The sequence below is a fragment of the Nocardioides sp. genome, from assembly GCF_030019515.1.
GTDB lineage: Bacteria > Actinomycetota > Actinomycetes > Propionibacteriales > Nocardioidaceae > Nocardioides.
This window is the reverse complement of the sequence record NZ_JASEEQ010000005.1, coordinates 49361-75251: the sequence shown is the minus strand read 5'-3', so window position 1 is coordinate 75251 and position 25891 is coordinate 49361. Positions and strand designations below refer to the sequence as shown.

Annotated in this window: 37 protein-coding genes; 7 read left to right on the top strand and 30 right to left on the bottom strand. The window is 70.5% G+C overall.

Going from position 1 to position 25891, the window contains the following annotated elements:
• Position 1 precedes the first annotated feature (1 nt).
• Positions 2-862, bottom strand: a complete 861-nt coding sequence (gene rsmI, locus QMC84_RS08890) for a 16S rRNA (cytidine(1402)-2'-O)-methyltransferase (protein WP_300373978.1) — start codon at positions 860-862, stop codon at positions 2-4.
• Between the two features lie 48 nt (positions 863-910).
• On the opposite strand from rsmI, the gene QMC84_RS08885 reads away from it, so the two are divergent.
• Positions 911-2536, top strand: coding sequence for a phospholipid carrier-dependent glycosyltransferase (locus QMC84_RS08885; protein ID WP_300373976.1), 1626 nt, complete (start codon positions 911-913; stop codon positions 2534-2536).
• A 22-nt stretch (positions 2537-2558) separates the two neighbouring features.
• Here QMC84_RS08885 and QMC84_RS08880 read toward each other — a convergent pair whose 3' ends face one another.
• Entirely contained in the window at positions 2559-3146 is a 588-nt protein-coding gene (locus tag QMC84_RS08880) for a TetR/AcrR family transcriptional regulator (protein WP_300373974.1), read from the bottom strand.
• Between the two features lie 56 nt (positions 3147-3202).
• Between QMC84_RS08880 and QMC84_RS08875 the strand changes: the two genes are divergently transcribed.
• From QMC84_RS08875 to QMC84_RS08855, 5 genes are all read left to right on the top strand, one after another.
• The gene (locus QMC84_RS08875; RefSeq protein WP_300373972.1) at positions 3203-3955 is read left to right on the top strand and encodes an SDR family oxidoreductase; all 753 of its coding nucleotides are present in this window, start codon (positions 3203-3205) and stop codon (positions 3953-3955) included.
• Positions 3955-4773, top strand: coding sequence for an SDR family oxidoreductase (locus tag QMC84_RS08870; RefSeq protein ID WP_300373970.1), 819 nt, complete (start codon positions 3955-3957; stop codon positions 4771-4773). The genes QMC84_RS08875 and QMC84_RS08870 overlap by 1 nt, the downstream gene beginning before the upstream one ends.
• Positions 4770-5834: a phosphotransferase family protein gene (locus QMC84_RS08865; RefSeq protein WP_300373968.1), complete on the top strand. Its 1065-nt coding sequence runs from the start codon at positions 4770-4772 to the stop codon at positions 5832-5834. Before QMC84_RS08870 ends, QMC84_RS08865 begins: the two co-directional genes overlap by 4 nt.
• 1 nt (position 5835) lies before the next feature.
• Complete coding sequence (locus QMC84_RS08860) at positions 5836-7071, top strand: acyl-CoA dehydrogenase family protein (RefSeq protein ID WP_300373966.1); 1236 nt, start codon at positions 5836-5838, stop codon at positions 7069-7071.
• 77 nt (positions 7072-7148) lie between these two features.
• Positions 7149-8081 carry an alpha/beta hydrolase gene (locus tag QMC84_RS08855; protein ID WP_300373964.1) on the top strand — a complete coding sequence of 311 codons (933 nt, stop codon included), beginning with the start codon at positions 7149-7151 and terminating at the stop codon, positions 8079-8081.
• A gap of 287 nt (positions 8082-8368) precedes the next feature.
• On the opposite strand, the gene QMC84_RS08850 is transcribed toward QMC84_RS08855, so the two are convergent.
• The 3 genes from QMC84_RS08850 to QMC84_RS08840 all read right to left on the bottom strand — a co-directional run bounded on the left by QMC84_RS08850 (position 8369) and on the right by QMC84_RS08840 (position 10809).
• On the bottom strand, positions 8369-8971 hold the full coding sequence (locus tag QMC84_RS08850; protein ID WP_300373962.1) for a methyltransferase: 603 nt from the start codon (positions 8969-8971) through the stop codon (positions 8369-8371).
• Complete coding sequence (truA, locus tag QMC84_RS08845) at positions 8964-9770, bottom strand: tRNA pseudouridine(38-40) synthase TruA (RefSeq protein ID WP_300373960.1); 807 nt, start codon at positions 9768-9770, stop codon at positions 8964-8966. Before truA ends, QMC84_RS08850 begins: the two co-directional genes overlap by 8 nt.
• A gap of 124 nt (positions 9771-9894) precedes the next feature.
• Positions 9895-10809 (bottom strand): PfkB family carbohydrate kinase, encoded by a 915-nt coding sequence (locus QMC84_RS08840; protein ID WP_300373958.1) that lies wholly within the window; start codon positions 10807-10809, stop codon positions 9895-9897.
• Positions 10810-10832: 23 nt separating this feature from the next.
• On the opposite strand from QMC84_RS08840, the gene QMC84_RS08835 reads away from it, so the two are divergent.
• The gene (locus QMC84_RS08835; RefSeq protein ID WP_300373956.1) at positions 10833-11189 is read left to right on the top strand and encodes a GntR family transcriptional regulator; all 357 of its coding nucleotides are present in this window, start codon (positions 10833-10835) and stop codon (positions 11187-11189) included.
• 64 nt (positions 11190-11253) lie between these two features.
• On the opposite strand, the gene rplQ is transcribed toward QMC84_RS08835, so the two are convergent.
• The 25 genes from rplQ to rplP all read right to left on the bottom strand — a co-directional run bounded on the left by rplQ (position 11254) and on the right by rplP (position 25890).
• Positions 11254-11856 carry a 50S ribosomal protein L17 gene (gene rplQ, locus QMC84_RS08830; RefSeq protein ID WP_300373954.1) on the bottom strand — a complete coding sequence of 201 codons (603 nt, stop codon included), beginning with the start codon at positions 11854-11856 and terminating at the stop codon, positions 11254-11256.
• A 73-nt stretch (positions 11857-11929) separates the two neighbouring features.
• Positions 11930-12946, bottom strand: coding sequence for a DNA-directed RNA polymerase subunit alpha (locus tag QMC84_RS08825; protein ID WP_011757304.1), 1017 nt, complete (start codon positions 12944-12946; stop codon positions 11930-11932).
• A gap of 72 nt (positions 12947-13018) precedes the next feature.
• Positions 13019-13627, bottom strand: coding sequence for a 30S ribosomal protein S4 (gene rpsD, locus QMC84_RS08820; protein WP_300373950.1), 609 nt, complete (start codon positions 13625-13627; stop codon positions 13019-13021).
• A gap of 29 nt (positions 13628-13656) precedes the next feature.
• Entirely contained in the window at positions 13657-14064 is a 408-nt protein-coding gene (gene rpsK / locus QMC84_RS08815; RefSeq protein ID WP_011757306.1) for a 30S ribosomal protein S11, read from the bottom strand.
• 68 nt (positions 14065-14132) lie between these two features.
• Positions 14133-14507 (bottom strand): 30S ribosomal protein S13, encoded by a 375-nt coding sequence (rpsM, locus tag QMC84_RS08810; RefSeq protein WP_300373947.1) that lies wholly within the window; start codon positions 14505-14507, stop codon positions 14133-14135.
• Between the two features lie 161 nt (positions 14508-14668).
• Entirely contained in the window at positions 14669-14782 is a 114-nt protein-coding gene (gene rpmJ, locus QMC84_RS08805) for a 50S ribosomal protein L36 (RefSeq protein WP_028644817.1), read from the bottom strand.
• Between the two features lie 32 nt (positions 14783-14814).
• A complete protein-coding gene (infA, locus tag QMC84_RS08800) occupies positions 14815-15036 on the bottom strand; it encodes a translation initiation factor IF-1 (RefSeq protein ID WP_011757309.1) in 222 nt (73 codons plus the stop codon).
• A 237-nt stretch (positions 15037-15273) separates the two neighbouring features.
• Positions 15274-16329, bottom strand: a complete 1056-nt coding sequence (locus QMC84_RS08795) for an LLM class flavin-dependent oxidoreductase (protein WP_300373942.1) — start codon at positions 16327-16329, stop codon at positions 15274-15276.
• 57 nt (positions 16330-16386) lie between these two features.
• Positions 16387-17445, bottom strand: a complete 1059-nt coding sequence (locus tag QMC84_RS08790; protein WP_300373940.1) for a TerC family protein — start codon at positions 17443-17445, stop codon at positions 16387-16389.
• 225 nt (positions 17446-17670) lie between these two features.
• Positions 17671-18489 carry a type I methionyl aminopeptidase gene (gene map, locus QMC84_RS08785; protein WP_300373938.1) on the bottom strand — a complete coding sequence of 273 codons (819 nt, stop codon included), beginning with the start codon at positions 18487-18489 and terminating at the stop codon, positions 17671-17673.
• Positions 18489-19064: an adenylate kinase gene (locus QMC84_RS08780; RefSeq protein ID WP_300373936.1), complete on the bottom strand. Its 576-nt coding sequence runs from the start codon at positions 19062-19064 to the stop codon at positions 18489-18491. The genes map and QMC84_RS08780 overlap by 1 nt, the downstream gene beginning before the upstream one ends.
• 60 nt (positions 19065-19124) lie before the next feature.
• Positions 19125-20438 carry a preprotein translocase subunit SecY gene (gene secY, locus QMC84_RS08775; RefSeq protein ID WP_300373934.1) on the bottom strand — a complete coding sequence of 438 codons (1314 nt, stop codon included), beginning with the start codon at positions 20436-20438 and terminating at the stop codon, positions 19125-19127.
• A gap of 165 nt (positions 20439-20603) precedes the next feature.
• Positions 20604-21044: a 50S ribosomal protein L15 gene (rplO, locus tag QMC84_RS08770; protein WP_300373932.1), complete on the bottom strand. Its 441-nt coding sequence runs from the start codon at positions 21042-21044 to the stop codon at positions 20604-20606.
• 1 nt (position 21045) lies between these two features.
• A complete protein-coding gene (rpmD, locus tag QMC84_RS08765; RefSeq protein WP_011757316.1) occupies positions 21046-21228 on the bottom strand; it encodes a 50S ribosomal protein L30 in 183 nt (60 codons plus the stop codon).
• Positions 21228-21842 (bottom strand): 30S ribosomal protein S5, encoded by a 615-nt coding sequence (gene rpsE / locus QMC84_RS08760; protein ID WP_300373929.1) that lies wholly within the window; start codon positions 21840-21842, stop codon positions 21228-21230. Before rpsE ends, rpmD begins: the two co-directional genes overlap by 1 nt.
• 40 nt (positions 21843-21882) lie before the next feature.
• Complete coding sequence (gene rplR, locus QMC84_RS08755) at positions 21883-22266, bottom strand: 50S ribosomal protein L18 (protein WP_300373927.1); 384 nt, start codon at positions 22264-22266, stop codon at positions 21883-21885.
• Positions 22267-22268: 2 nt separating this feature from the next.
• Complete coding sequence (rplF, locus tag QMC84_RS08750; RefSeq protein WP_300373925.1) at positions 22269-22808, bottom strand: 50S ribosomal protein L6; 540 nt, start codon at positions 22806-22808, stop codon at positions 22269-22271.
• Between the two features lie 28 nt (positions 22809-22836).
• Positions 22837-23244: a 30S ribosomal protein S8 gene (gene rpsH / locus QMC84_RS08745; RefSeq protein WP_300373923.1), complete on the bottom strand. Its 408-nt coding sequence runs from the start codon at positions 23242-23244 to the stop codon at positions 22837-22839.
• 76 nt (positions 23245-23320) lie between these two features.
• A complete protein-coding gene (locus tag QMC84_RS08740) occupies positions 23321-23506 on the bottom strand; it encodes a type Z 30S ribosomal protein S14 (RefSeq protein WP_011757321.1) in 186 nt (61 codons plus the stop codon).
• A 1-nt stretch (position 23507) separates the two neighbouring features.
• The gene (rplE, locus tag QMC84_RS08735) at positions 23508-24104 is read right to left on the bottom strand and encodes a 50S ribosomal protein L5 (RefSeq protein WP_300373921.1); all 597 of its coding nucleotides are present in this window, start codon (positions 24102-24104) and stop codon (positions 23508-23510) included.
• Positions 24104-24478, bottom strand: coding sequence for a 50S ribosomal protein L24 (rplX, locus tag QMC84_RS08730; RefSeq protein ID WP_300373919.1), 375 nt, complete (start codon positions 24476-24478; stop codon positions 24104-24106). The genes rplE and rplX overlap by 1 nt, the downstream gene beginning before the upstream one ends.
• A 3-nt stretch (positions 24479-24481) precedes the next feature.
• Positions 24482-24850: a 50S ribosomal protein L14 gene (rplN, locus tag QMC84_RS08725; RefSeq protein WP_011757324.1), complete on the bottom strand. Its 369-nt coding sequence runs from the start codon at positions 24848-24850 to the stop codon at positions 24482-24484.
• A 97-nt stretch (positions 24851-24947) separates the two neighbouring features.
• Complete coding sequence (gene rpsQ, locus QMC84_RS08720) at positions 24948-25229, bottom strand: 30S ribosomal protein S17 (protein ID WP_300373917.1); 282 nt, start codon at positions 25227-25229, stop codon at positions 24948-24950.
• Entirely contained in the window at positions 25226-25471 is a 246-nt protein-coding gene (gene rpmC / locus QMC84_RS08715; protein ID WP_300373915.1) for a 50S ribosomal protein L29, read from the bottom strand. The genes rpsQ and rpmC overlap by 4 nt, the downstream gene beginning before the upstream one ends.
• Positions 25471-25890, bottom strand: coding sequence for a 50S ribosomal protein L16 (rplP, locus tag QMC84_RS08710; RefSeq protein WP_300373913.1), 420 nt, complete (start codon positions 25888-25890; stop codon positions 25471-25473). The genes rpmC and rplP overlap by 1 nt, the downstream gene beginning before the upstream one ends.
• Position 25891: the final 1 nt, after the last annotated feature.

Here is a 25891-nt window from a genome sequence, read left to right as displayed (position 1 = left end):
CTCACTCCTGTGCTCCGTGGCCCTTGTCGTGAACCAGGTTGTAGACCTCGCGCTTCGGTACGCCGGCGCGGCGAGCGACCACGACGATCGCCTCCTTGCGCGGCACGCCCTCACTCTCCAGGTCGGCGACCGCGGCCCGCAAGCTCGCCGGGTCGCTCGCGACCTCGGCCGCCGGCTCGGCGCCCGCGACCACGAGGGTGACCTCGCCGCGCACCCCCTCGGCCGCCCAGGCCACGAGCTCGGCGAGCGGACCTCGTCGTACCTCCTCGTGGGTCTTGGTGAGCTCGCGGCACACCGCGGCCGCGCGGTCGGCGCCGAGCGCCTCGGCCATCGCGGCGAGCGCGGCCTCGGTGCGGTGCGGCGCCTCGAAGAACACCATCGTGCGGCGCTCGTCGCGCAGGTCGGCGAGGCGGCGCCGCCGCTCCCCCGGCTTGCGGGGCAGGAACCCCTCGAAGCAGAACCGGTCGACCGGCAGGCCGGAGACCGCGAGCGCGGTCAGGACCGCCGACGGGCCGGGGACCGCGGTGACCCGCACGTCGTGCTCGACGGCGGCGACCACCAGGCGGTAGCCGGGGTCGGAGACGCTGGGCATGCCCGCGTCGGTGACCAGCAGCACCCGCTCACCGGCGAGGAGGCTCTCGAGCAGCGCCGGCGTGCGGGCCGACTCGTTGCCCTCGAAGTAGGACACGACGCGACCGCCGATGCTCACCCCGAGCTCGGTCGTGAGCCGCTTGAGCCGGCGGGTGTCCTCGGCAGCGACGACGTCGGCGGTCGCCAGCTCGTCGGCGAGCCGCGGCGGCGCGTCGGCGACCCGGCCGATCGGGGTCGCCGCCAGCACGAGCACGCCCAGGCTGTCGTCCACGCCCCGATCATCGCAGCGTCTGATCTCGGGGCCCGTATCCTCGGGCCCGTGACGACCGGCGCCCCTCCCTCCGCCTGGGAGCGCGCCCGGAGCCGGGCCCGGCTCGAGGACCCGTTCATCGGCTGGACGGCGACCGTCGCGGTCACGCTGCTGGCCCTGTTCCTGCGGCTGTGGAGGCTCGGCCGCCCGCACGTCTTCGAGTTCGACGAGACCTACTACGCCAAGGACGCCTGGTCGCTGCTCAACTACGGCTTCGAGCACGACACCACGGAGAAGGCGAACGACCTGATCCTGCGGGGCCAGACGCTCTCCGGCGTCTTCAAGGACACCCCCGAGATGATCGTCCACCCCGAGGTCGGGAAGTGGCTGATCGCGGCGGGCATCAAGGTCTTCGGGATGGACCCGTTCGGCTGGCGGGTCGCGGCCGCCGTCATCGGCTCGCTGATGGTGCTGGTGATGATCCGGCTCGCCCGGCGGCTCACCGGCTCGACGTTCCTCGGCGTCCTGGCCGGGCTGCTGCTGTGCTTCGACGGCCTCCAGTTCGTGCTGTCCCGGCTCGCCCTGCTCGACATCTTCGTGGCGTTCTTCCTGCTCTGCGGCGTGCACTGCGTGGTCGCCGACCGGGACTGGCACCGCGCCCGGCTCGCCCGTCTGGTCCCCGCGCCGATCGACGACTCTCGGGCGTGGGGACCGGTGCGCGGAGTGCTGTTCCGGCCCTGGCTGCTGCTCGGCGGGATCTGCTGGGGACTGGCGGTCGGCACCAAGTGGGAGGCGGTCTACCCGCTCGCCGCGTTCGGGCTGATGGTCTGGCTGTGGTCGGCGGGCGCCCGCCGCTCGTTCGGGGTGCGGTGGCCGATCCTGCGCGCCGCGGTGGTCGACGGCATCCCGGCGTTCGTGCACCTCGTGCTGGTCGCGTTCTTCGTGTACGTCGCGACCTGGAGCGGCTGGCTGGTCAATGCGCACGAGTACGAGGAGCACCTCTCCGCCACGCAGTACACGCACTTCGACGGCGGCCAGGACTGGCCGACCCGCACCGAGGCGGACGCGTCCGGCCTGGGCGAGGTGACCCAGTCGCTGCGGTCGCTCTGGTACTACCACCAGGACGTCTACACCTTCCACACCCGGTTCCTCAACGACAGCACGCACACCTACGCCTCCCAGCCGTCCGGCTGGCTGCTGCTCAACCGCCCGGTGGGCGTCGCCGCCGACGTCGACATCCAGCCCGGCAGCCAGGGCTGCCACGCCCCCGCCGACAGCGACTGCCTGCGCCAGGTGCTGCTGCTCGGCACCCCCGTCCTCTGGTGGGCCGGCTGCCTCGCGCTGGTCTTCGCCGTCGTGATGTGGGCCGGCTCCCGGGACTGGCGCTTCGGCGTCGTGGTCGTCGGCGCCGCCTCGACCTGGCTGCCGTGGCTGCAGTACGACGACCGGCCGATCTTCTCCTTCTACGCGGTGATCACGCTGCCGTTCCTGGTGCTCGCGCTGGTCCTCGCGATCGGCCGGATGATCGGCCCGGCCGACGGACCCTCGGGCCGGCGCACCGCCGGCGTGATCGCCGCGGGCACGTTCTTCGTGCTGGTGCTGCTGAATTTCGCCTGGTTCTGGCCGATCTACACCGACCAGCTGCTCACCCACTCCGAGTGGCTGGACCGGATCTGGTTCTCGCGCTGGATCTGACCGCGTCTGGCGACCGGCGCGGCTAAGCGGCGCCGACCATCCGCAGCGCGAGCAGCCGGTAGTGGGCGGCGACCTCGTCGGGGGTCCAGCGCCCCTCCTCGCGGTACCAGCGCGCGACGTCGATGCCGAGCGACAGGACGGCGAGCGCGGTCATCCGCGGATCCGGCGTGGTGAAGACACCGGTCGCGACGCCGCGCTCGATCACCTCGCGCAGCACCAGGTCGATCTCGTGCCGGATCGTACGGATCTCGGCGAGGTGCTCGGGGCGCAGCGCGGCGAGCTCGTAGTTGATGACCCGCGCCCCGGTGTGCGCCTCGGCGTGGTCGCGCACGAAGTCCTCGACGAGCTGACCGAGCTGGGCCACGGGGTCGGAGAGCGGCGCCACCGACGCGCGTACCAGGTCGAGCACCCGCAGGTGTCCGAGCCGGGCCAGCTCGAAGAGCAGCTCCTCCTTGGAGCGGTGGTGGACGTAGAGCGCGGCCGGGCTCATCCCGGCGGTGGTGGAGATGTCGCGCGTGGTCGTCCCGTGGAAGCCGCGCGCGGCGAACGCGTCCACGGCGGCGGCCGCGAGCCGGGTCCGGGCATCGGGAACGGGGCTGGACGCGCTCATGCACCGCATGGTAAGCAAGCGCTTAGTTCAGAGCAAGCCAGGACGCAGGAGGACACGTGCAAGGAATCGCCGGCAAGGTCGCGATCGTGACCGGGGCCAGCCGCGGCATCGGGCTGGGCATCGCCCGGCGCCTGGTCGACGAGGGCGCCAAGGTCTGCCTGACCGCCCGCAAGCCCGAGGCACTCGAGGAGGCCGTGCGCAGCCTCGGCGGCGCCGAGCACGCGATCGCCGTGGCCGGCAAGGCCGACGACCCCGAGCACCGCGAGGACGCCGTACGCCGCACCATCGAGACGTTCGGCAGCCTCGACCTGCTGGTCAACAACGCCGGCATCAACCCGGTGCTCTCGAGCCTGGTCGACATCGACCTCGCGGCCGCGCGCAAGATCGTCGAGGTCAACGCCCTCGGTGCCCTGGCCTGGGTGCAGTCCGCGCACCGGGCCTGGATGGCCGAGCACGGCGGCGCGGTCGTCAACATCTCCTCGGTCTCCGGGGTCAAGCCGGCCCCGGGCATCGCCATGTACGGCGCCTCCAAGGCGATGCTGATCAGCCTCACCGAGTCGCTCGCGGTCGAGCTCGGCCCGACCGTTCGGGTCAACGCGGTGGCGCCCGCGATCGTGAAGACGCAGTTCGCGGGCCCGCTCTTCGAGGGTCGCGAGGACGAGGTCGCCGCGAGCTACCCGCTCAAGCGCCTCGGTGTCCCCGAAGACGTCGCCGGCGCGGTGACCTTCCTGCTCTCCGACGACGCGGCCTGGGTGACCGGCCAGACGATCACGCTCGACGGCGGCGTGACCCTCACCGGCGGGGTCTGATGCACGAGCAGCTCCGGGGCAAGGGTGTCGTGGTCACCGGCGCCGGCCGCGGGATCGGACGTGCGCTGGCGACCCGGCTCGCCGCCGAGGGCGCGCGCGTGGTCGTCAACGACCTCGACCCGGCCACCGCGCGGTCCGTCGCCGACGACATCGGCGGTACGCCGGTGCCGGGCGACGCGTCGTCCGCCGACGGCGTCGCGGCGCTCGTCGGGCGCGCCACGGAGGTGCTCGGCGGCATCGACGTGTACTGCGCCAACGCCGGCATCGACGGCGCCGGCGGCCTCGGCGCGGCCGACAGCCTGCAGACCCCCGACGAGCACTGGCAGCGGATCCTCGAGGTCAACGTGATGGCGCACGTGCGCGCCGCCCGGCTGCTGGTGCCGCGCTGGCTGGAGTCCGGCGGCGGCCGGTTCGTGGTCACGGCCTCGGCGGCGGGGCTGCTGACGATGATCGGCAGCGCGCCGTACTCCGTCACGAAGCACGCCGCGGTGGGCTTCGCCGAGTGGCTCTCGGTCACCTACGGCCACCGCGGCATCGTGGTCCAGGCGATCTGCCCGCAGGGGGTGCGCACGCAGATGCTCGAGGACGCGGGTCCTCTGCAGGAGCTGCTCTCCCGCGACGTCGCGCTCGAGCCGGAGCAGGTCGCCGACGCCTGGGTCGCCTCCCTCGACGACGACCGGTTCCTGGTGCTGCCCCACCCCGAGGTCGCCGGCTACTACGCCGCCCGCGCCACCGACACCGACCGCTGGCTGGCCGGGATGCGCCGCCTCCAGCACAAGGTCGACGAGGCCGTCGACCAGGGCGGACGGCCGTCGTGAGCGACCTGCGGGCCCACGACGTCCCCGGCCTCGACCTCGCCTCCTTCCGCCACTGGTACGACGAGCAGCGGCCCGGTGAGATCGCGGGTGAGCTGCGCGCCCAGGTGATCGCCGGCGGCCGGTCCAACCTCACCTACGAGGTCACCGACGGCGACTCCTGGTGGATCGTGCGCCGGCCGCCCCTCGGGCACGTCCAGGCGACCGCCCACGACATGGGCCGCGAGTACACCGCGATGAGCGCGCTGGCGGGCACGGCCGTCCCGGTGCCCGCCACGTACGCGCACTGCGCCGACCCCGAGGTCCTCGGGGCGCCGTTCTACGTGATGGAGCGGGTCGCCGGCACGGCGTACCGCTCGGTCTCCCAGCTGGCGTCGCTCGGCCCGGAGCGCACCGCGACCATCGCCGGCCGGATGATCGACGTGCTGGCCACGCTGCACGCGGTCGACCCCGCGGCGGTCGGGCTCGCGGGCTTCGGCCGGCCCGAGGGCTTCCTGGGGCGCCAGGTGCGGCGCTGGGGCCAGCAGCTCGAGGGCTCGAAGACCCAGGACCGCCCGGCCGCCGACGAGCTGCACCGGCTGCTGACCGAGCGGGTGCCCGACGACGAGACGGCCCGCGAGCACGTCGGCGTCGTGCACGGCGACTACCGCCTCGACAACCTGCTCACCGGCGCCGACGACCAGGTCAAGGCGGTCGTCGACTGGGAGATGGCGACGCTCGGCGACACCCGCACCGACCTCGCCCTGCTGCTGGTCTACGACCGGCTCGGGGCGCTGCCCGCGGCCGGGCTGGTGTCCGACGTCAGCCTGGCGCCGGGCTACCCGACCCCGGACCAGCACCTCGCGCGGTACGCCGTCGCCAGCGGCCGGGACCTCGGGGACCTCCGCTCGGGCCTGGGGTTCCACCTCGGGCTCGCCTACTTCAAGCTCGCCGTGATCCTCGAGGGCATCAGCTTCAGATTCCTCCAGGGCCAGACCGTCGGCGAGGGCTTCGACAGGATCGGCGCCGGCTTCGACCCCCTGGTCGAGGCCGGCCTGGACGCACTGGGAACGGGAGGGGACTGACATGGACTTCGGTCTCGACGCGAGGACCACCGAGCTGCGCGAGGCGCTGCTGGCCTTCATGGCGGAGCGGATCGTGCCCTCCGCGCCGCTCTTCCACGAGCAGCTCGGCGGGCTCGAGGACCGCTGGGCCTGGTCGCAGGCGCCGGTGCTCAAGGAGCTTCAGGCCGAGGCGCGGGGCCTCGGGCTGTGGAACCTCTTCCTCCCCCACGAGCACGCGGACTCGCCCGGGCTGACCAACCTCCAGTACGCGCCGCTCGCCGAGATCACCGGCCGCTGCGGGCACCTGGCCCCGGCGGCGCTCAACTGCGCGGCCCCCGACACCGGCAACATGGAGGTGCTCTCGCTGTTCGGCACCGCGGAGCACAAGGAGCGCTGGCTCCGGCCGCTGCTGGCCGGCGAGATCCGATCGGCGTTCGCGATGACCGAGCCGGACGTGGCGTCCTCGGACGCGACCAACATCGAGACCCGGATCGAGCGCGACGGCGACGAGTACGTCATCAACGGACGCAAGTGGTGGATCACCGGCGCCATGAACCCGCACGCCGAGATCCTCATCGTGATGGGGAAGACCGACCCGTCGGCCTCCCGGCACCGCCAGCAGAGCATGGTGCTGGTGCCGCGCGACACCCCGGGGCTCGTGGTGAAGCGGGGCATGGAGGTCTTCGGGTACGACGACCACGAGCACGGCGGCCACGCCGAGCTGGAGTTCCACGACGTCCGGGTGCCGGTCGCCAACCTGATCGGCGAGGAGGGCGCCGGGTTCGCGATCGCGCAGGCGCGTCTCGGGCCCGGCCGGATCCACCACTGCATGCGCGCCATCGGGGTCGCCGAGGCCGCGATCGAGCTGATGTGCGAGCGCGCGGCCTCGCGGGTCGCGTTCGGCCGACCGCTGGCCGCGCAGGGCGTCGTCCGCGAGTGGATCGCGGAGTCGCGGATCCGCGTCGAGCAGCTGCGGCTGCTGGTCCTCAAGACCGCGTGGCTGATGGACACCGTCGGCAACCGCGGCGCGCACACCGAGATCCAGGCGATCAAGATCGCCACCCCGGAGACCGTCCAGTGGATCCTGGACAAGGCGATCCAGGTGCACGGCGGCGGTGGGCTGTCCCAGGACTTCCCGCTGGCCTACGCCTTCGCCCAGGTCCGCACGCTGCGCTTCGCCGACGGCCCGGACGAGGTCCACAAGAGCTCGCTCGGCAAGGCCGAGGTCGCTCGGTGGGCGAGCCCGGCCGGCCACTGACCAGACCACCGGCCGACCACCGGCCCGACCACTGGCCCGACCACTGGCCCGACCACTGGCCCGAACGAGGAGAACCCGTGCCCGTCGACCCCCAGATCGCCGTACTGCTCGACGTCATCGCCGCGGCCGAGACCAAGCCGATGTCGGAGGGGACGCCCGAGGAGGCCCGCGCCGGCTTCCGCACGCTGACCGTGGACCTGCGCGACCCCGCGGCCGTGCCCGCGGTCGCCTCGGTCGAGGACACGACGGTCCCCGGTGCGGCCGGGGACCTGCCGGCCCGGGTCTACCGCCCGGCCGGCGAGGGCCCGCTGCCCACGATCCTGCTGCTGCACGGCGGTGGCTTCGTGATCGGCGACCTCGACACCCACGACATCACCGCCCGCACCCTGGCCGACGGGTGCGCGGCGGTGGTCGTCTCGGTGGCCTACCGGCTCGCCCCCGAGCACCCGTTCCCCGCCGCGGTCGACGACGCGATGGCCGCCGCCCGGCACGTCGCGGACCACCTCGCCGACCTCGGCGGCGACGACCGGATGGCGGTGGCCGGGGACAGCGCCGGCGGCAACCTGTCCGCCGTGGTCGCCCAGGCGTTCCGCGACGAGGCCCGCCCGCTGGCCGGGCAGCTGCTGATCTACCCGGTCACCGACCTGGGCGGCCAGTACCCCTCGCACGCCGAGAACGCCGAGGGCTACTTCCTCGACCGCGCGTCGATGGACTGGTTCCTCCGGCAGTACGCCGGCCACCTCACGGACCACACCGACCCGCGACTCTCCCCGCTGCACGGCGACCTCGCCGGCCTGGCCCCGGCGGTCGTCGTGGTCGCGGAGTTCGACCCGCTGCGCGACGACGGCCTCGCGTACGCACAGGCGCTCGACGCGGCCGGCGTACCGGTCGAGGTGCGGACCTTCCCCGGCCTGATCCACGGCTTCGCGGACATGGGCCGGCACTCCACGGCCGCCCAGGAGGCGCTCGACGAGACCTGTGCGCTGTTCCGGAAGGTCCTGCACGGCTGACGCGGCCGAGATCACCGGCCGACGGTCCCGATGGCCTATCGACCATCACCGGCGAGCGTGAGGCCGCCGAGGCCCGAAGCGTGGATCGACCATGGCATCGGGCCGGACGGCCGCCAGGCCCAGGAGCGTCCACTGCGGTTCGGGCTTGGCTGGGCGACCCACCCAGCAGGAGTGCGGTGGATCGGATCAACCTGGTTCATCCGATCCACCGCACTCCCCGACCGAGGTCCGGTCACTGCGTGACGAAGCGCCGCGAGGCCACGCCGAAGACCGGCCGGAAGGCGCCGTCAGTCACCACGCCGCGTCTCCAGCACCCGGAACCCCTTGGCGCTCGCGAGCCGCTCGGTCGGCCAGCCCTGCTCGCCGAGCCAACGCTGCAGCGAGTCGGCGCCCAGGTTCTTGCCGACCACCATCACCGCCCGGCCGCCCGGGGCGAGCCGCGGCAGCCAGGTGAGCAGCAGCTCGTGCAGCGCCTCCTTGCCGATCCGGATCGGCGGGTTGGACCAGATCTCGTCGTACACCTCGCCGGTCGGGACCTGCTCGGGCCGGCACGCGACGAACCGGCCGGCCACGCCCATCCCCCGGGCGTTCTCGTTGGCGAGCGCGATGGCGCGGTCGTTCACGTCGACCGCGGTGATCGAGGCGAGCGGTACGGCGGCGGCGATCGCCAGCCCGATCACGCCGTACCCGCAGCCCAGGTCGAGGAACCGGCCCTGCACCGGCGGCTCGGTCTCGCGGAACAGCACCGCGGTCGCGTGGTCGAGGTGGCCCCTGCTGAAGACTCCGGAGCCGCTCACCAGCGTCAGCTCGCGGCCCCACACCTCGCAGGTGAAGGCCTCGCGCTCGAACGGCACCGACGGGTCGGCGCTGAAGTAGTGGTCCTCACTCATCGGCGACCCTCCGCGCTCGTGTCTGCTCGGCCCGGGCGGCGAGCTCGTCGTCGAGCGGGTAGGCGACCTCCTCCAGCGTGAGGCCGTGCGCGTGCACGACCGCGACCGAGGGGTCGCGGACCTCCGCCCGCAGGATGTCCTCGGCCCAGGCCACCGGCCGGCGCCCCTCCCCGACCGCGATCAGGCAGCCGACCAGGGAACGGACCATGCTGTGGCAGAACGCGTCGGCGCGGACCGTCCCGACCAGGAGCCCGGACCGCTCGCGCGCCCAGGACAGCTCCAGCAGGGTCCGGATCGTCGTCGCGCCCTCCCGCTGCTTGCAGAACGACGCGAAGTCGTGCCGGCCGACCAGCACCGCTGACGCCGCGTTCATCGCGTCGAGGTCCAGCGACCGCGGCCACGCGAGCACGTGCCCGCGGGTCAGCGGGTCCACCACCGCCGGGGTGTCGGCGATCCGGTAGGCGTAGCGGCGCCAGAGCGCCCCGAACCGGGCGTCGAACCCGGCGGGCGCCGCCGCCACCCGGCGCACCCGCACGTCGGCGGGCAGCCGCCCGTTGAGTCGCCGTAGCAGCCCTTCGACGGCGGCCGGCTCGAGGCCGTCCAGGTCGGCATGCACCACCTGTCCGCGGGCGTGCACGCCGGCGTCCGTGCGCCCGGCGCACACCACCGCGACCGAGGGCACTCGCAGCACCGTCGCCAGGGCGTCGCTCAGCTCGCCCTGCACGGTCCGCAGCCCCGGCTGGGCCGCCCAGCCGTGGAAGTCGGTGCCGTCGTAGGCGAGGTCGAGCCGGATGCGCACGGGCCCAACCCTATTGCGGCCCGCGGCGAGGCTCCGGGGACGGGCCCGCCCCTGACCTGCCGCCCGCCGGCCCCGCGCGTCGCGTGCCTGTTCGTCAGGGGGCGCGGCGGGTGCGGCCAGGCGCCTACAGCTCGGAGCGGTACGGCGGGTCCGCGCCCGGACGCGAGACGGTCACGGCCGCGGCCCGCGCCGCGTGCGCGAGCACCTCCGCGATCACCCCGGGGTCCAGCCGCCGCAGGTCGGGCCGGCGCTCGGCGCCGAGCAGACCACGCTCCCAGAGCGCGTCGACGACGGCCGCGCCGAAGGTGTCGCCCGCGCCGATGGTGTCGGCCACCTCGACCGGCAGGGAGGCCGCCTCGACGGTCGCGTGCTCGGCGAACCAGGCGGCCCCGTTCCCGCCGCGGGTGACGATCACGGCCGCGGGCCCCAGCGCGAGCAGGTGCCGGGCCGCGGCCTCCTCGTCGAGCTGCGGGTAGAGGTGGGCCAGGTCCTCGTCGGAGGCCTTGACCAGGTCGGTGACCGCGGCGAGCCGCTCCACGAGCGCGACCACGTCCGGGCCGGTGCCGGTGATCGCGGGCCGCGCGTTGACGTCGTAGCTGATCGTCGCGCGATCACGCAGCCGCTCGACCAGGGCCAGCACCCCGTCCGCCCCGGGCTCGAGCACGGCGCCGAGCGAGCAGGTGTGCAGCACCAGCGGAGCGGGCTCGTCGCTGACGTCCGGGATCCGCCACTCCAGGTCGAACTCGTAGCTGGCCGCCCCGTCCGCGCCGATGGTCGCTGCGGCGGTCGCGGTCCGGTCCAGGACGTGCGGGTCGCCGGCGAGCTCGACCCCGGCCGCCGCCAGGTGGTCGGCCAGCACCCGCCCGCGCTCGTCGTCGGCCCACGCGGTCACGAACCGGACCCGGCGATCGAGCCGGGCCAGGGCGACCGCCACGTTGGCGGCGCTGCCGCCGGCGTACTCCATCGTGCTCCCGTCGGGTCCGTGCACGATGTCGACCAGCGACTCCCCCACCACCAGCACGCTGCCCACGCTCTCCATGGGGATTTCTCTACCATGCGGGGATGCACGTGCACCCGCTGGACCCCGACTCCCCGGTCGCGCCGTACGAGCAGCTGCGCGCCCAGCTCGCCACCCGCGCGGCCTCCGGCGACCTGGCTGCCGGGACCCGCCTGCCGACCGTGCGGGCGCTGGCCGCCGAGCTGGTGCTGGCGGTGAACACCGTGGCCCGGGCCTACCGCGAGCTCGAGGCCGACGGCGTGGTGGTCACCGAGGGCCGGCGCGGCACCTTCGTCGCCGCCTCGACGGCCGGGCGCTCGACCGATGCCGCCGAGAGCGCCGCGGCGTATGTCGCCACCGCCCGCCGGCTCGGCCTGACCCTCCCCGAGGCCACCCGGCTGGTCGAGAGCGCCTGGGCCTGACCTGACTGACTTGAAATGGCGTCGACCCGCCCGAGAGCCTCGGGCGGGTCGACCTCTCAGGCGCTCAGGCCTTGTCGTCCTCGGTGCTCTCCTCGGCGGCGGCCTCGTCCTCGACGGGCTGCTCCTCGGCGACCACGCTCTCCTCCGGCGACGCCTCGTCGGTCAGCTCGGTGGGAGCCTCCTCGACAGCCGTCTCCTCGGCCACGGTGTCCTCGGCCACGGTCTCCTCGGCCACGGGCTCCTCGGCCGGAGCCGGGGCAGCGGCGGCCGGGGTGGCCTTCTGCTTCGCCTTCGGGGCCGAGGGCTGGTAGGCCTCGGTCACGAGCGCGATCACGGCCATCGGGGCGTTGTCGCCCTTGCGGGGGCCGATCTTGGTGATCCGGGTGTACCCGCCCGGACGCTCGGCGAAGGTCGGCGCGATCTCGGTGAAGAGGGTGTGCACGACCGACTTGTCGCGGATGGTCTTGAGGACCTCGCGACGGTTGTGCAGGTCGCCCTTCTTCGCCTTGGTGATCAGCTTCTCCGCGTGCGGACGCAGCGCGCGCGCCCGCGACTCGGTGGTCGTGATCCGGCCGTGCTCGAACAGCTGGGTGGCCAGGTTCGCCAGGATCAGGCGCTGGTGGGAGGGGCTGCCGCCGAGGCGGGGACCCTTGGTGGGCTTGGGCATTGCTCTCTTCTCATCTCTCCGGCCGTGCTAGGTACCGGGGTAGACGCCCGACCGGGTGGCCGGACGATTTGGTTCAGTACTGCTCGTCCTCGACGAAGGCGTCGTCGTCGTCATCGCCGTACGCCGCGAGCGCGGCGTGCGGGTCGAAGCCGGGCGCGCTGTCCTTGAGGGACAGACCCATCTCGACCAGCTTGGCCTTGACCTCGTCGATCGACTTCGCGCCGAAGTTGCGGATGTCGAGCAGGTCCTGCTCCGAGCGGCTGATGAGCTCACCCACGGTGTGGATGCCCTCGCGCTTGAGGCAGTTGTACGACCGCACGGTCAGCTGCAGGTCCTCGACCGGGAGGGCGAGGTCGGCAGCCAGCTGCTCGTCGACGGGCGACGGACCGATGTCGATGCCCTCGGCCTCGACGTTGAGCTCGCGCGCCAGGCCGAAGAGCTCGACCAGGGTCTTGCCGGCCGAGGCGATCGCGTCGCGGGGACGGATCGACGGCTTGGTCTCGACGTCGATGACGAGCTTGTCGAAGTCGGTGCGCTGCTCGACACGGGTCGCCTCGACCTTGTAGGTCACCTTCAGCACGGGGCTGTAGATCGAGTCGACCGGCATCCGGCCGATCTCGTTGTCGGCGCCCTTGTTCTGGACGGCGGACACGTAGCCGCGGCCACGCTCGACGACCAGCTCCATCTCCAGCTTGCCCTTGTCGGACAGGGTGGCGATCTTCAGGTCCGGGTTGTGCACCTCGACACCGGCGGGCGGCGCGATGTCGGCGGCGGTCACGTCACCGGCACCCGACTTGCGCAGGTACATGGTGACCGGCTCGTCGTGCTCGGAGGAGACGACGAGGCCCTTGAGGTTGAGGATGACCTCGGTGACGTCCTCCTTGACCCCCTCGATGGTGGAGAACTCGTGGAGGACGTTGTCGATCTTGATGCTCGTGACCGAGGCACCCGGGATCGAGCTGAGGAGCGTCCGGCGGAGCGAGTTGCCCAGCGTGTAGCCGAAGCCGGGCTCCAGGGGCTCGATCACGAACCGCGAGCGGAACTCGTCGACGGTCTCTTCCGACAGGGTGGGGCGCTGTGCGATGAGCACTGGTTTCTTTCCTTTCCGGGCCCACCCGCTATATGACGGGCCCGAACATCGTGATGACGGAAGGGAGAGGTCTTACTTCTTGGAGTAGAACTCGACGATGAGCTGCTCCTGGACGGGGATGTCGATCTGGGCACGCACGGGGAGCTGGTGGACCAGGATCCGCATCCGCGTCGGGATCGCCTCGAGCCACGCGGGCACCACGCGCTCGCCGTGGGTCTCGCGAGCCACGATGAACGGGGTCATCTCCAGCGACTTGTCGCGGACGTCGATGACGTCGTGCGCGGTGACCTGGAAGGACGGGATGTCGACCTTCTTGCCGTTCACCTTGAAGTGGCCGTGGGTGACGAGCTGACGGGCGTGGCGACGCGTCCGGGCGAACCCGGAGCGGTAGACCACGTTGTCGAGGCGGCACTCCAGCAGCTGGAGCAGGTTGTCGCCGGTCTTGCCGGAGCGACGCGAGGCCTCGGTGTAGTAGTTGTGGAACTGCTTCTCGAGGACGCCGTAGGTGAAGCGCGCCTTCTGCTTCTCGCGGAGCTGAAGGAGGTACTCGCTCTCCTTGATGCGGCCGCGGCCGTGCTGGCCGGGCGGGTAGGGGCGACGCTCGTAAGCCGAGTCGCCACCGACGAGGTCGACACCGAGGCGGCGCGACTTCTTGGTCATGGGTCCGGTGTAACGGGCCATTGCTACAAGTCTCCTGTTCTGGTGTCGGGTCAGACGCGGCGGCGCTTGGGCGGGCGGCAGCCGTTGTGGGGCGTCGGCGTGACGTCCTGGATGGTGCCGACCTCGAGGCCGATCGCACCCAGGGAGCGGATCGCCGTCTCGCGGCCCGAGCCCGGGCCCTTCACGAAGACGTCGATCTTCTTCATGCCGTGCTCCATCGCCCGACGACCGGCAGCCTCGGCTGCCATCTGAGCGGCGAACGGGGTGGACTTGCGCGAGCCCTTGAAGCCGACGGTGCCGGCCGAGGCCCACGAGATCACCGCACCGGTGGGGTCGGTGATCGTGACGATGGTGTTGTTGAACGTGCTCTTGATGTGAGCCTCGCCCATGGCGACGTTCTTCTTCTCCTTGCGGCGCACCTTCTTGGCGCCGGCCGCGGTGCGGCTCTTGGGAGGCATGCAGTTATCTCCTGAAGTAGCTGGTCTGGATGATCAGAGACCGAATTGGCTCGCCCGGGGGCGAGGCGTCACTTGGCCTTCTTCTTGCCGGCAACCGTGCGCTTCGGACCCTTGCGGGTGCGGGCGTTGGTCTTGGTGCGCTGACCGCGGACCGGGAGGCCCTGACGGTGGCGGCGACCCTGGTAGCTGCCGATCTCGATCTTGCGCCGGATGTCGGCCTGGACCTCGCGACGGAGGTCACCCTCGATCTTGAAGTTGGCTTCGATCTCGTCACGGAGCTTGACCAGCTCTTCGTCTCCCAGCTGGTGGACGCGGAGGTCGGGGTTGACCCCGGTGGCCTCCAGGACCTGCTGGGCGCGGGTACGGCCGATGCCGTAGATGTAGGTGAGTGCGACCTCGATGCGCTTGTCGCGCGGGAGGTCCACACCAACGAGGCGTGCCATGGTCTGGCTGTTTCCCTTCGGGTGGTTCACGACAGGTGTCTGGTCGTGACGCGTCCTGACCCTCGTGGTTCAGGCCCCGGCCTGTCGTCCGGAGGTGGTTGACCCGTCGCAGACGGGCTGAGCGTTCACGTTTGAGTGTTCAGTTGTCCTACAGGTTGCGATCAGCCCTGACGCTGCTTGTGGCGCGGGTTCTCGCAGATCACCATGACGCGGCCGTGGCGACGAATCACCTTGCACTTGTCACAGATCGCCTTGACGCTCGGCTTGACCTTCACTGTCAGGCCCTTTCCGGTGAGTAGCGGCTTGCTTACTTGTACCGGTAGACGATCCGACCTCGGGTGAGGTCGTACGGCGAGAGCTCGACCACCACGCGGTCCTCGGGGAGGATCCGGATGTAGTGCTGGCGCATCTTGCCGCTGATGTGGGCGAGAACCTTGTGGCCGTTGCTCAGCTCCACGCGGAACATCGCGTTCGGAAGGGCCTCCACGACGGTGCCCTCGATCTCGATCACGCCTTCTTTCTTCGGCATGTCCTCCACAATCTGTTGGTTGCTTGTCTACCGTGTGGCCCGGGAACCTCCGGCCTCCCCGTGAGCACGGGGCGGACGGTGGACCTCGTGAAGCCGCTCGTGGTCCTCATCCCGGGCACACGCACGAGTCACTCCGAGGAGTGATTCGGTTGGTTTCCGGCAGCCGCGAGGCGCCACGAAGCAGACCCACGTTGGGCCGACACGCCAGTTTAGTCTCAAACAGGCGCGAAACACGAATCAGGCAGGAGCCGCGAGCAGGAGCCGCAAGGTCTCCTCGCGGGCCGGGCTCGCGCCCGGCTCGGTGCCGGTGAAGGCACCGGCGACCGGGTGCACCATCACCTCGTCGACGTCGTACGTCGCGGCCAGCTCCTCGATCCGGTCCCGGGCCCGCTCGGCGGTGCCGATCACCCAGCGCTGCGCCATCGCGTCCAGCAGGTCGCGGTGCGCCGGCGGCAGCTCGACCTGCTCCGCCTCCTCGACGCTGAGCTGCGGGCGCAGCTCGCCGCCGGTGCGCAGGGCCACCATCGCCAGCAGCTGCGGCAGCGCGAGACGACCGGCCTCCTCGGCGGTCTCGGCGACGACCGCGTTCACCGTGAGGAAGGTCCGCGGCTCGGGGAGCTCCGGGGACGGGCGGAAGCCGGAGCGGTAGAGCTCCAGCGCCTCGGCGGTCCCCGAGCCTGAGAAGTGGTGCGCGAAGACGTACGGCAGCCCCTTCTCGGCGGCCAGGCGGGCGGAGTAGTCGGAGGACCCGAGCAGCCAGACGGTCGGGACGGTCCGGGCCGCGGGAGTGGCGCGCAGCGGGTAGGTGCGGCCCTGGATGCCGAGGCCCACCCCCTCGGGCGCCATCATCGCGAGCACGTTGTCGACGTACTCCGGGAACCGGGTCACCGCCTCGTCGCTGACTCCCCCGGCCCCGTGCCGCAGCGCGTAGCTGGTGACCGGGTCGCTGCCCGGCGCGCGGCCGATGCCGAGGTCGATCCGGCCCGGGAAGGCAGCCTCGAGCAGCGCGAACTGCTCGGCGACGACGAGCGGCGCGTGGTTGGGCAGCATCACCCCGCCGGACCCGACCCGCAGCCGCCGGGTGGCGCCGGCGACCAGGCCGATGAGCACCGGCGGGTTGGTCGCGGCGACCGCCGGCATGTTGTGGTGCTCGGCGAGCCAGTAGCGCCGGTAGTCGAGCTCGTCGGCGACCCTGGCGAGCGAGAGCGTCGCCGCGAGTGCGTCGGCGGTCGTCTGGTCGCTGCGGACCGGGACCAGGTCGAGGACGGACAGGGCGGTACGACGGGCGCTCACCCTGGTGCCAACCGGCCGGCCGGGTGTTCCATTCCGGTCCCGGTCTCGGGCCACGGGCTAGTCGTCGCCGAGCGAGGCCGTGCGCTCCTCGACCTCCGCCTTGGACATCCGCGAGGAGACGGCCAGGCTGACGACCGCGGTGATCGCCAGGGTCCCGATGATCACCGCCAGCGAGAGCCAGATCGGGATGTCGGGGGCCCACCCGATGTGCTCCCCGCCGTTGATGAACGGCAGCTCGTTCTCGTGCATCGCGTGCAGCACCAGCTTGACGCCGATGAACCCGAGCAGCACGGCGAGGCCGTAGGAGAGGTAGATGAGCCGCTGGAGCAGGCCGCCGATGAGGAAGTAGAGCTGCCGCAGGCCCATCAGCGCGAACACGTTGGCGGTGAACACCAGGTAGGGGTCGCGGGTCAGGCCGTAGATCGCGGGGATCGAGTCCAGGGCGAACAGCAGGTCGGTGGTTCCGAGCGTGAGGACCACCAGGAACATCGGGGTGATCAGCCGCTTGCCGTTCGTCTTGGTGAGCAGCTTCGTCCCGTGCCACTCGCTGGTGGCGGGCAGGTGCTTCTCCGCGAACCGCACCAGGCGGTTCTCCTCGTACTCCTCGGCGTCGTCCTCGGTGGAGCCCTGCTTGGCGAGCTTGACCGCCGTCCACAGCAGGAACGCCCCGAAGACGTAGAAGACCCAGCTGAACTCGTTGATGGCGGCGGCGCCGACCACGATGAAGATCGCCCGCATCACCAGGGCGAGCACGATGCCGATCATCAGCGCGGTCTGCTGGTACTGCCTCGGCACCGAGAAGTTCGCCATGATGATGATGAAGATGAACAGGTTGTCGATCGACAGGGAGTACTCCGTCAGCCAGCCTGCGAAGAACTCCGGTCCGGGGTTCGGCGAGAGCGCGTGCGGCTCGGCGAACAGCCAGAGCGCCGCGCCGAACAGCACGGCCAGACCGATGAAGAACGCCAGGTGGCGGCTCACCTCGGGCATGGTCGGCTCGTGCGGGCGGCGGGCGATGACCACGAGGTCGACGAACAGGACGCCGAGCGTCACCGCGATGGTGATCGCCCAGACGAGCGGTGAGGCGACCGAGTCACCCATGATCATGGCAGTCATCGAGAGTTCTCCTCCGGAGTGGCGCAGAATGTCAACGTACGTCGTACGCCGGCGCGGTCAGTTCTCCGGAGGTCTCTTCCGCTCGGGTCACGAGCCGATGGCACCGGGTCCGGGCACCGGCCCGGGCCGTACTGACGACACCACCGCGGGGAATACTCCCCTCCTGGTGGCTCCCATCATTCCACGCCGGGGCCACCGCGCACGATTCGGGGCGGGGCGACCGGGTCAGTCCCCGCCGTAGGGGACCCCGAGCGCGGTGAGCGCCGCCTCGCCGCCGTCCAGCGCCGTCAGCGCCCAGGTCCCGCGCGGCGTGATCGTGAACGTGTGCTCGAAGTGGGCGGCCCAGCTGCCGTCGTCGGTGACCACGGTCCAGTCGTCCTCGAGCACCGAGACGTCCTTGGCGCCGAGGGTGAGCATCGGCTCGACCGCGAGCGCGAGGCCCTCGACCAGACGCGGCCCCTTGCCCGGGCGACCGTAGTTGGGCACGTTCGGCGGCTGGTGCATCTGGGAGCCGATGCCGTGGCCGGTGTAGTCCTCGAGGATCCCGTAGCGACCGCGGCTCCGCACGAACGTCTCGACGGCGTGGGAGATGTCGGTGACCCGGCCGCCGAGGCGGGCCGCGGCGATGCCTCGCCACATCGCCTCCTCGGTGACCCGCATCAGCTCGGCCACCTCGTCGGGCACGTCGCCGATGGCGACCGTGATCGCCGCGTCGCCGTGCCAGCCGTCGACGATCGCGCCGCAGTCGATCGACACCACGTCGCCCTCGGCGATCACCCGGTCACCGGGGATCCCGTGCACCACCTCGTCGTTGACCGAGGTGCAGATCGTGGCCGGGAACCCGTGGTAGCCCTGGAACGACGGGACCGCGCCCGACGAGCGGATGCTGTCCTCGGCGATCGCGTCGAGCTCGGCCGTGGAGGTCCCGGCACGCACGCTGGCGCGCAGCAGCTCCAGGGTGCGGCCCACCACGAGGCCGGCCTTGCGCATGCCGGCGATCTGCTCGGGGGTCTTGATCTCGACCCCGCGGTCGAACAGGCCCATCAGCTTTCCGGGATGACGTCCAGCGCCTGGAAGATCCGCGCGGTCACCTCGTCGACCTCGCCGATGCCGTCGATCTCGTGCACGATGCCGCGCTGCTTGTAGATCTCGATCAGCGGCGCCGTCTCCTGGAGGTAGAGATCCTGGCGGCGCCGGATCACGTCCTCGGTGTCGTCGGCGCGTCCCTCGACCTGCGCGCGCTGGAGCAGCCGGCTGACGATCTCGTCCTGGTCGACGGTGAGGCAGACGACGGCGTCGAGCTGGTGTCCGGTGAACCGGATCATCCCGTCGAGCTCCTCGACCTGGGCGACCGTGCGCGGGTAGCCGTCGAGCAGGAACCCGCTGGCCGCGTCCGGCTCGTCGATCCGGTTGCGGACCATCCGGTTGGTCACCTCGTCGGGGACGTACTCGCCGGCGTCCATGAAGCGCTTCGCCTCGACACCCAGCGGCGTGCCCTCGGAGACGTTCGCACGGAAGATGTCGCCGGTCGAGATCGCGGGGATCTTGAAGTGCTCGGCGATGAACTTCGCTTGGGTTCCCTTGCCGGCCCCCGGGGGGCCCATGATGATCAGGCGCATGTCATCCGCATTGTCGCAGGGCGCGTCGTGCCCGCGCAGTCGATGGTGATCAATCGCATATCAGCGCAGGAATCCTTCGTAGTTGCGCTGCTGGAGCTGGCTCTCGATCTGCTTCACCGTGTCCAGCCCGACGCCGACCATGATCAGGATGCTGGTGCCGCCGAACGGGAAGTTCTGGTTGGCACCGATCACGGCGAAGGCGATCAGCGGGATCAGGGAGATCAGCCCGAGGTAGAGGGAGCCGGGCAGCGTGATGCGGGACAGGACGTAGGCCAGGTAGTCCTCGGTCGGCTTGCCCGCCCGGATCCCGGGGATGAAGCCGCCGTACTTCTTCATGTTGTCGGCCACCTCGTTCGGGTTGAACGTGATCGACACGTAGAAGTAGGTGAAGAAGATGATCAGCAGGAAGAACGTGAGCATGTACAGCGGGTGGTCGCCGCGCACCAGGTAGGAGTTGATCCAGTTCGCCCACCTCGAGTCGGCGCTGGGGTTGAACGACACCAGCATCGCGGGCAGGTAGAGCAGCGACGAGGCGAAGATGACCGGGATGACGCCGGCCTGGTTCACCTTGAGCGGGATGTAGGTGGAGCTGCCGCCGAACATCTTGCGGCCGACCATCCGGCGGGCGTACTGCACCGGGATCCGGCGCTGGGCCTGCTCGACGAAGACGACCGCTGCGACGATCACCAGGCCGGTGACCATCACGATGCCGAAGACCCACCAGCCCTTGGAGCTCTGGACCGACCACAGCGAGGACGGGAAGCCCGCGATGATCTGGGTGAAGATCAGCAGCGACATGCCGTTGCCGATGCCGTGCTCGGTGATCAGCTCGCCGAGCCACATGATCACCGCGGTGCCGGCGGTCATCGTGACGACCATGAGGAGGAACGTCGAGGTCCCGTTGTCGTGGAGCAGCGGGAACGTGGTGGGGTCGCAGCCCTGGAGCAGGTTGCCGGAGCGGGCCAGGGCCACGATGCCCGTCGCCTGGAGGACCGCGAGGCCCAGCGTCAGGTAGCGGGTGTACTGGGTGATCTTGGTCTGGCCGGACTGGCCTTCCTTCTTCAGCGCCTCGAGCCGCGGGATCACCACGACCAGCAGCTGCAGGATGATGCTCGCGGTGATGTACGGCATGATGCCGAGCGCGAAGATCGTCAGCTGGAGCAGCGCCCCGCCGGAGAACATGTTGACCAGGCTGTACAGGTCGGCGTTGCTGCCCTCGGTGGCGATGTCCACGCAGGCCTGCACGTTGCCGACGTCGACGCCGGGGGTCGGGACCTGCGATCCGAGCCGGAAGACCCCGATGATCAACACGACGAACAGCAGCTTGCGCCGCAGGTCCGGGGTCCGGAAAGCGTTCGCGAACGCGCTCAGCACGAGATCCTCTTTCTCCAAGCGTGAAGCGGCCCCTGCGACTCGACCGCAAGGACCCGGGGAAGCCTAACAGGCAGGGTGACGACCCCCGAGCGCGCGACGGGCGCGGACGGTCCTGCCAGGGGCAGGACCGCCGCGCCCAATGCGCTGGATCGGGTCACCCGTGGGTCACACCAACGTCGTGGTGCCGCCGGCGGCCTCGATCTTCTCCGAGGCCCTCGCGGAGAACGCGTTCGCGCTCACCTGCACGGCCACGGACAGGTCGCCCTGGCCGAGGACCTTCACCGGGTGGCCGTCACGGACGGCGCCCTTGGCGACGAGGTCCTCGACGCCCACGGCGCCGCCCTCGGGGAAGAGCTTGTTGATGCGGTCCAGGTTCACGACCTGGAACTCCACCTTGAACGGGTTCTTGAAGCCCTTGAGCTTCGGGAGCCGCATGTGGATCGGCATCTGGCCGCCCTCGAAGGCGGCCGGGACCTGGTAGCGAGCCTTGGTGCCCTTGGTACCACGGCCCGCGGTCTTGCCCTTGGAGCCCTCACCGCGACCCACCCGGGTCTTGGCGGTCCTGGCGCCGGGGGCAGGACGCAGGTTGTGCAGCTTGAGCGTCATGTCACTCGACCTCCTCGACCGTCACGAGGTGACGGACGGTGTTGACCATGCCGCGGATCTCCGGGCGGTCCTCCTTGACGACGACGTCGCCGATGCGCTTGAGCCCGAGCGTGCGCAGGGTCTCGCGCTGGTTGGCCTTGATGCCGACGACGCCCTTCTTCTGCTGGACCTTGAGCTGCGCCATCAGGACGACACCTCCTCGGAGACCCCCGCGGGGACCTCGACCCGGGCCTTGAGCAGCGCCGCCGGGGCGATCTGCTCGACCGGCAGTCCGCGGCGGGCGGCCACGGCCTCGGGCTGCTCGAGCATCCGCAGGGCCGCCACCGTCGCGTGGACGATGTTGATCTGGTTCGACGACCCGAGCGACTTGCTCAGCACGTCGTGGATGCCGGCGGCCTCCAGCACCGCGCGCACCGGGCCACCGGCGATGACGCCGGTACCGGGGGCGGCGGGACGCAGGAGGACGACACCGGCCGCCTTCTCGCCCTGGACGGGGTGCGGGATCGTGCCCTGGATGCGCGGAACGCGGAAGAAGTGCTTCTTCGCCTCCTCGACACCCTTGGCGATCGCCGCCGGGACCTCCTTGGCCTTGCCGTAGCCGACGCCGACCATGCCGTCGCCGTCGCCGACGACCACGAGGGCGGTGAAGCTGAAGCGACGACCACCCTTCACGACCTTGGCGACACGGTTGATCGCGACGACGCGCTCGATGTAGGCGGTCTTGTCAGCACCCTGGCCGCGACGGTCGTCGCGTCCACGGCGCTCGCCACCGCGCTGTCCGCGCTGGGCTCCGCTCATGAGACTGTTCCTCTTCTCTCTACTTGCGTATCTATCGCGATCAGAAGGTCAGGCCGCCCTCGCGGGCGCCCTCCGCCAGGGCCGCGACGCGGCCGTGGTACTTGTTGCCGGCCCGGTCGAAGACGACGCCCTCGACACCGGCGGACTTGGCCCGCTCGGCGACGAGCTCGCCCACCTTCTTGGCCTTGGCGGTCTTGTCACCCGTGAAGCCACGCAGGTCCGACTCCATGGTGGACGCCGACGCAAGCGTCTTGCCCACCAGGTCGTCGACGACCTGGACGCTGATGTGCTTCGAGGAGCGGGTGACGACCAGGCGCGGACGCTCCGGCGTGCCGGAGACCTTCTTGCGGCCCCGGACCTGGCGGCGCAGGCGGGACTTCGTCCGCGTGGCGGTGTGCTTGTTGTTCGACAGTGAGATCGCCATGATCACTTACCGGCCTTTCCGACCTTGCGGCGAATGTGCTCACCCGCGTAGCGAACGCCCTTGCCCTTGTACGGCTCGGGCTTGCGCAGCTTGCGGATGTTGGCGGCCACCTCACCGACGAGCTGCTTGTCGATGCCCTGGACGCCGAGGCGCGTGGGGCCGTCCACCGTGAAGGTGATGCCCTCGGGGGCGTTGAAGGTGATCGGGTGGGAGTACCCCAGCTGGAACTCCAGCTGGGTCGGGCCCTTGGACAGGACGCGGTAGCCCACGCCCACGATCTCGAGCTTCTTCTCGTAGCCCTCGGTCACGCCCACCACCATGTTGTTGACCAGGGTTCGGGTCAGGCCGTGGAGGGCCTTGCTCTGACGCTCGTCGTCGGGACGCCTGACGTCGAGGACGCCGTCGTTCTTCTCGACCGTGATCGGGGCGGCCACGGTGTGCGACAGGGTGCCCTTGGGGCCCTTGACCGTCACGTGCGCGCCGTCGATCGCGACGTCGACGCCCGACGGGACCGCGACGGGGAGCTTGCCAATACGCGACATGCTTTCGTTCTCCTTCTCGGTCTCGTCGTTACCAGACGTAGGCGAGGACTTCCCCACCCACGCCCTTCTGGTTCGCCTGGCGGTCGGTCAGCAGGCCCTGGCTGGTCGAGATGATCGCGACGCCCAGGCCGCCGAGCACCCTCGGGAGCCCGGTGTGCTTGGCGTACACCCGCAGGCCGGGCTTGCTGATCCGGCGGACGCCCGCGATCGAGCGCTCCCGGTTGCGGCCGTACTTGAGGGTGATGGTCAGCGTCTTGCCGACCTCGCCCTCGGCCGGCTCGGTGACGTCGTAGGAGGTGATGTAGCCCTCCTGCTTGAGGATGTCGGCGACACCCTGCTTGAGCTTGCTGTACGGCATCGACACCGCATCGTGGTACGCCTGGTTGGCGTTGCGCAGACGGGTCAGCATGTCTGCGATCGGGTCAGTCATCGTCATTGCGGTTGTTCTCTCTCTTCTGCGGTTTCGCGCCCATCAGGCGGACGCGACCTTCAGCGGTCGTGGAGGGTGGTGGTCACCAACTGGACTTGGTCACGCCCGGCAGCTCGCCGCGGTGCGCCATCTCCCGCAGGCAGATGCGGCACAGGCCGAACTTGCGGTAGACGGCCTTGGGCCGGCCGCAGCGCTGGCAGCGGGTGTAGCCGCGCACCGCGAACTTGGGCTTGCGAGCGGCCTTGACCTTCAGAGCGGTCTTCGCCATGTCAGTTGCCCTCCTTGAACGGGAATCCGAGCTGCTTGAGCAGCGCACGGCCCTGCTCGTCGTTGGTGGCGGTGGTGACGACCGTGATGTCCATGCCCCGCGAGCGGTCGATCCGGTCCTGGTCGATCTCGTGGAACATGACCTGCTCGGTGAGGCCGAAGGTGTAGTTGCCCCGGCCGTCGAACTGGGTGGGGTTCAGGCCGCGGAAGTCACGGATGCGCGGCAGCGCGAGTGACAGCAGCCGGTCCAGGAACTCCCACATCCGGTCGCCGCGCAGCGTGGTGTGCGCACCGATCGGCATGCCCTCGCGCAGCTTGAACTGCGCGATCGACTTGCGGGCCTTGGTGACCAGCGGCTTCTGGCCCGTGATCGCGGTGAGGTCCTTGACGGCACCCTCGATCAGCTTCGAGTCGCGAGCCGCCTCGCCGACACCCATGTTGACCACGATCTTGGTCAGCGCGGGCACCTGCATGACGTTCTCGATGGCGAACTCGGAGCGCAGTGCGGGGAGGATCTCCTCGCGGTAGCGCGTCTTGAGACGAGGGGTGACCCTTGCGGAGGCCGTCGTCTGCGACTGCTCAGAATCGGTCTGGGTCATCAGATTTCCTTGCCGGTCTTGCGCGAGATGCGGACGCTGCGCTCCGCCTTGTACGTCGAGCCGTCGGGGCGGCGCTTGGTGACCTCGTCGCGGCGGAAGCCGATCCGGGTCACACCGTCGTCCTCGACCAGCATCACGTTCGAGACGTGGATCGGGGCCTCGGCGGTGATGATGCCGCCGGTGCTGCCGGCACGTCCGCCCTGGTTGACCACCTTGGTGTGCCGCTTGACGCGGTTCACGCCCTCGACGATCACCCGCTGCTCCTCGCGGAGCACCTGGATGACCCGACCCTCGGCGCCCTTGTCCTTGCCCGCGATCACCTTGACGGTGTCGCCCTTCTTGATGCTCACGCTCTTCTTCTTCGACTCAGCCATGGCTCAGAGCACCTCCGGGGCGAGCGAGATGATCTTCATGAACTTCTTCTCGCGCAGCTCGCGGCCCACCGGGCCGAAGATGCGGGTGCCTCGCGGCTCGCCGTCGTTCTTGAGGATGACGGCGGCGTTCTCGTCGAAGCGGATGTACGAGCCGTCCGGGCGACGGCGCTCCTTCACGGTGCGCACGACGACCGCCTTGACGACATCACCCTTCTTCACGTTGCCACCGGGGATCGCATCCTTCACGGTGGCGACGATGACGTCGCCGATACCGGCGTAGCGCCGACCCGAGCCACCGAGAACACGGATGCAGAGGATCTCCTTCGCACCGGTGTTGTCGGCGACCTTGAGTCGCGACTCCTGCTGGATCATCAGTTTCTCCTGGTTGTCGAGCTGGTTCTCAACGCTTCACGAACGATGAGCCTGGCCGAACTTCATTGGTTGGTCCGTCCCGGGCAGGGAACGGGTGCTACTTCGCCTTCTCGAGGATCTCCACGACGCGCCACCGCTTGGTGGCCGACAACGGCCGGGTCTCCATCAGGAGAACACGGTCGCCGATGCCGCACTCGTTCTGCTCGTCGTGCGCCTTGAGCTTGCTCGTGCGGCGCAGGACCTTGCCGTACAGCGCGTGCTTGACGCGGTCCTCGACGGACACGACCACGGTCTTGTCCATCTTGTCGCTGACGACCAGGCCCTCACGGACCTTGCGGGCGTTCCGCTCTGCAGCGTTCGCCGGAGCCTGCTCGCTCACTTGGCGTCACCATCCTCGTTGCTGTCCTGGCCCGGGGTGGTCCGGATGCCGAGCTCGCGCTCGCGCACCACGGTGTAGATCCGGGCGATGTCCTTCTTGACCGTGCGGAGCCGACCGTGGCTCTCCAGCTGGCCGGTGGCCGCCTGGAAGCGGAGGTTGAAGAGCTCCTCCTTGGCCTCGCGCAGCTTGGCCTCGATGTCGACGGCGTTCAGCTCGTCGAGCTCGTGGGCAGTGGTAGCCATCAGAATTCACCTGCTTCGCGGGAGATGAACCGGCACTTCATGGGGAGCTTGTGCATCGCGCGGCGCATGGCCTCGCGGGCGGTCGTCTCGTCCACGCCGGAGAGCTCGAACATGACCCGACCCGGCTTCACGTTGGCGATCCACCACTCGGGCGAGCCCTTGCCGGAGCCCATGCGGGTCTCGGCGGGCTTCTTCGTCAGCGGGCGGTCGGGGTAGATGTTGATCCACACCTTGCCGCCACGCTTGATGTGACGGGTCATCGCGATACGGGCCGACTCGATCTGCCGGTTGGTCACATAGGCGGCCTCGACCGCCTGGATGCCGAAGTCGCCGAACGCCAGACGGGTGCCGCCCTTGGCCGCACCGGTCCGCCGGGGGTGGTGCTGCTTGCGGTGCTTGACACGACGGGGCATCAACATG